A 4532-nucleotide genomic window follows, 5' to 3' on the forward strand; every position below is an offset into this window, starting at 1 on the left:
ATATGAATCACCAGGAGATTGTGAAATGGATAAGTTAACTCAATATCAAAATACAATCAAACAAATATTAACAGAGTATCAAAGAATATCTTCACAAGTTACTGTTGTTGATGTGGATGAAGTGTTAATGTTTGATGATGAGAGAAGTCAATATTTGTGGTTCAATATTGGTTGGAAACAAGGGAAAAGAGTTAAAGGCATTTCTGTCTATATTCGCATTAAAAATGAAAAAATTTACATTGAAGAAGATTTGACTGAAGAAGGAATTGCAACTGAGTTAATGCGTTTAAATGTTCCTCCAAGTGATATTGTCTTGGCTTTTCAGCCTCCAGAAGCAAGGAAATATACTGAGTTTGCAACGGTTTAAAGATTATTTTTCTGGTAATTATTTAGGTTAATAGTCGCTATTATCGCACCTAAAAGCGATTTATCAGAACATCTAATTTTCAAAAATGGCATCGAATGAGTATTAAGGATGAGATAGAACTTAAACAACAGCAACGTCAAGCTAATTTGTCTATTTCTCGGCAGTCATCACCACAACCACGCCGAGGTTTGAGAAGGTGAATTATGTGCAACCTGAGTTACTCTTAAATTAATCGGAACAAATGAGTTGTGAAACTAATCAAACACAGGCGGTTAAACTATATCGAAAAGCATTGCTTTCATCAAAATGGTTAACCGTTTACTAATGAACGTCAGTTGCTTCAACGGGGGGAACCCCAACGCGAGTTGTTCATGGGGGAAACCCCCAAGACCACACTCGCTCCGCAACGCACTGGCTCCTGTTAACTGATAACTGTCAACCACCAAGTATTATGTATAATTACAATCCCTTAGACTGCCTACCTTCATCGGCGGAATTACCAGATTCTGATGATACCCCTGTGGATAACGAACTACAAATATTAATTCCTAATTTATTGTTAGCCATCTTAGCCTCGATTTGGCAAACCCGTGATGACTGGTTTTTCGGTATCAACATGGGAATTTACTATACACCATTACAACCAGCTATAGTCCCCGATGGGTTTTTGAGTTTAGGTGTTGAACGTTTTGTTGGAGAAAACGGACGTTCTAGTTACGTTTTCTGGGAAGAAGAAGGGATTACGCCCATTTTAGCTTTAGAAGTGGTTTCTCAAACCTACAATGGCGAATATGAACAAAAGAAAATAGATTATGCCCAATTAGGCATTTTATATTACGTCATTTATGCACCAACGCGGCTACGTCGTAAGCGTCAACGTTTGGAAGTTTATCGCTTAGTTGAAAGTAAGTACACTTTACAACTTGGCGATCAAATTTGGATGCCAGAAATTGGTTTAGGGATTGGACGAGAACAGGGTACTTATCAAGGAAGAACACGAGAATGGCTGTTTTGGTATGACCAAGATGGTAACAGATACCAAACTCCAGAAGAGATAAATGCACAACAGCAACAACAGTTAGAACAAACTCAGCAGCAACTTCAAGAACTTTTAGCTAGATTACAACAACAAGGAATTGACCCAAATTTACTATGAACTAACCCTGGCTCAAACTTTCGCACAGCTAGAGGTAGTTCATTATCTGAGTTTTATACCAATACGGTTCAGTTAAGGCTAAAACTCTGTTATCCAAGTCAATTTTTTAACGAACCGCCTTCGCGTAGCGTCTCGTAGAGAAGGCGCAGAGGACGCAGAGAGAAGAAAGAGAAGGAAAAAATTGCTTAACTGAACTGTATTGTCTTATAGAGAAGGTTGATACCCCGCAAGAGTGTAGGCGGTCTTTTTACTCTAAGCCGAGGAACTCAGCACCCAGCACTTTTCATAGCAATTTGCTTTAGGGACGCATAGTTATGCGTCCCTTTTGACTTCCGCCTTGCGGTACTGGGAATCTTTTTCAAAGCCAATTACCGATCGCAACCATTGGTGCCCAATATGCAGGATGATCGTACATGATATTGACACCTTCAGATGGCGGTAATTTCTTAGCATGAATCATTCTAATTTGAGCCGTTTGCAAAGCCTCTGCAATACTCATGCCAGTGTTGCGATAGTTGGCGTAAAATGTTTTTACTAGTTCGGATGTCGATTGATCGGTGACACTCCACAAAGATGCGATCGCAGTTTTAACCCCAACTTGTAATGCAACTCCAGCTAATCCTAGTGTGGCACGGTCATCACCAACTGCGGTTTCACAAGCAGTGAGTGTGAGTAGTTCGACATTATCTGATTTGCTGTTGAGGTTTCGGAGTGAGTTTTCTAATTGGCTTATGGTAAGTTTTTGGTTTTTCCCTGTGACAATGAAGGTATCTTCAGGAATGATCCCAAATTGAGCGTGACTAGCAATGTGAACAATGGGATATGTGGTTTTATCAAGTTTGTCTTGAAAACTTTTGGGGAGAAAATTATCGTCAATCAGAGGGGTATGATCGGGGAATATACTTTGAACTGCATTGACTTCATCGGGAACCGCAAAAAGCTGTTCAAAAGTCTTGCCGTCGATGGTGGCTTCTTTTGTCAAACCCAAAATTAACGCCTTTTGCGTACTGCGATCGCGTACTTTAGGTGTGTTAAGTCGTAAACTGGGAGTTGTCGCAACCGCGTAGGTTTCAACTAAATATTTTTTTTGTTGGCTGTCATAAAGTGCCGCCATCGGAACGCTACGCAAAAAGCCATCTTGAATAAATACCAGAGTTTTGACTTTCTCCGGTTTGATATCCTCAGCAAAGGGGCGAATTATCCAATCATAAAGCTGTGATGCAATTTTTGTATCGTAGTTAATTTCTTCTCTTTTAACTAGTCCTGTGCGAAACTCGGCGATTTTCTTCTGTAGGGTATCGCTGCTAACTATCTTCTCACCTTGTTGATTGGGGTCTTCAATCCACTTAAATTTAGTTGCTTGATTGGGTAACTGCAATAATATCCCGGTTTTGCCATCTAAAATTATTGAACTCAAAAAGCCAGTATTCTTAAACGCGACACTATTATCTTCGAGGAGTTCGCCCACCTGTTTAGGATTCAACCCGCTCAAAACGCAATCATTGCCAAAATAATTTTGTAATTCTGCGAGTTTCAACGCATCGATGGTGTTAACTACTTTCGATAGTTCCTTCGCACGTCCTTCGTCTGCAATTGCCCCAACCCCTAGCAAATCGAGCCGCGATTGTGCCAATGTCCGGTATAGTGGGCGAACAACATCGCGGAAATCAAACTGTACATCCCGTTCGGCGGTCAAAATATCCTGGCGGATATCTTCTAAGGTATCAAATGCTCGCTGATAAGATGCGATCGCTTCTTCTTGTCGATTCTGTTTATCTAAAATGCGTCCGGCTTGCCACTCCCACAAATACAAGCTATCTTTTGCACTCAACTTGCTGTCTGCTGCAATGATAGCAGCTTGGGTATATTTTAATGCCTTCTCATTATTTAATGTTTTTTCATTCTTTAATGCTTTTTCGTTATCTGGGCTACATTCCCAGAAATGACCCAAAGCACCATTAGAAAATGAAATTAGACGATTATCTTGTAATTTTTTACTTACTAATACTGAGTTTTCCAGCAAATTTAATGCTTCGTTGTCACCAGATAAAACCAGCCCAGTTGGACAGTAGGTAAAGGGTGAAGTTCCTTTAGCATCGCGCTGCAAGTATGCTAAATCAATTGCCCCATAGACTTTTGTGGCTGAATCGGGCAAAGTTTCGAGAACTTTTAAAGCATCTTTAATTGTTGTGTTAAACTCCCGATCATTAATAAATTTCCTCTGATTTGTCTGGGAACCCAACTGAATTAAATTTAATAATCCCCGCATCTCTGCTAAAGGTTGTTTTTCATTGCGGGCGAACTTTATACTATCCTGAAAATATTGATAAGCTCTGTTGTAGTCTTCTTGTGACTTTTTAGTAAATTCATTTTCTTTACTAAAAATCCCAGCCTTATTTGCAGAATCCGCTTGTAACTCTCGTAATTGACCGCGACTTTTGTAAGCATTGCCCAAACTATTAAACACCAAAAATTTAGATTCTGGTGCAACAAGTTGTGCTGTGTCTAAAGACTGAATTGCTTGGTCGTAACTTCCGATTAAGCGATATGCTTCACCAAGAATACCCAAAGCCGCAACCTGGCCACGTTTGTCGTTGTATTTCGTGGCGATTTGTTGGGCACTTTCGGGAGTGCATTTTATTTCCTGACTTGGTTGATTTTCGGAGATTTTCGGCTTATCTACTAGTTGACCACACAAAAGTGCGATCGCTTTGCGAGGTTGTCCCAAATTGCTGTAAACTTGGGCAAGTTCTGACTTCATACGTCCGACTTGCTGGATATTATTCACCGTATTATAGTCATGAATTGCTGCCGATAACGATGCGATCGCGGCTTTATTTTCTCCTGTTTTTTGGTAAGCGCGCGCCAAATTTTCATTCACAACCGCCGTAACTGACGGATTATTTTTATCCTGATTTAATGCTTCTTGCCATTTTTTTATTGCATTAACAAAATTTCCAGTATTATAGTCTTGAATTCCTTGTTCAACTAGTGTGGTTACATTTGGAA

Annotated in this window: 3 protein-coding genes; 2 read left to right on the top strand and 1 reads right to left on the bottom strand. The window is 39.9% G+C overall.

What is annotated here, in order from left to right; translation table 11 throughout:
• The first annotated feature begins 25 nt into the window (after window positions 1–25).
• The gene (locus tag IQ229_RS14260) at window positions 26–367 is read left to right on the top strand and encodes a XisI protein (protein ID WP_194044725.1); all 342 of its coding nucleotides are present in this window, start codon (window positions 26–28) and stop codon (window positions 365–367) included.
• A 451-nt stretch (window positions 368–818) separates the two neighbouring features.
• Window positions 819–1523, top strand: a complete 705-nt coding sequence (locus IQ229_RS14265) for a Uma2 family endonuclease (protein WP_194044726.1) — start codon at window positions 819–821, stop codon at window positions 1521–1523.
• A 358-nt stretch (window positions 1524–1881) separates the two neighbouring features.
• Here IQ229_RS14265 and IQ229_RS14270 read toward each other — a convergent pair.
• Window positions 1882–4532: CHAT domain-containing protein (locus IQ229_RS14270; RefSeq protein ID WP_194044727.1), on the bottom strand; the 2651-nt coding region annotated here is incomplete at its 5' end.

The sequence above is a fragment of the Nostoc cf. edaphicum LEGE 07299 genome, assembly GCF_015207245.1.
GTDB classification, from domain to species: Bacteria; Cyanobacteriota; Cyanobacteriia; order Cyanobacteriales; family Nostocaceae; genus Nostoc; species Nostoc edaphicum_B.

What these genes read in the sequence shown, in the direction of transcription:
- IQ229_RS14265 (WP_194044726.1), top strand. Translation starts at nt 819, where the DNA reads ATGTATAATTACAATCCCTTAGACTGCCTACCTTCATCGGCGGAATTA.
- IQ229_RS14260 (WP_194044725.1), top strand. Translation starts at nt 26, where the DNA reads ATGGATAAGTTAACTCAATATCAAAATACAATCAAACAAATATTAACA.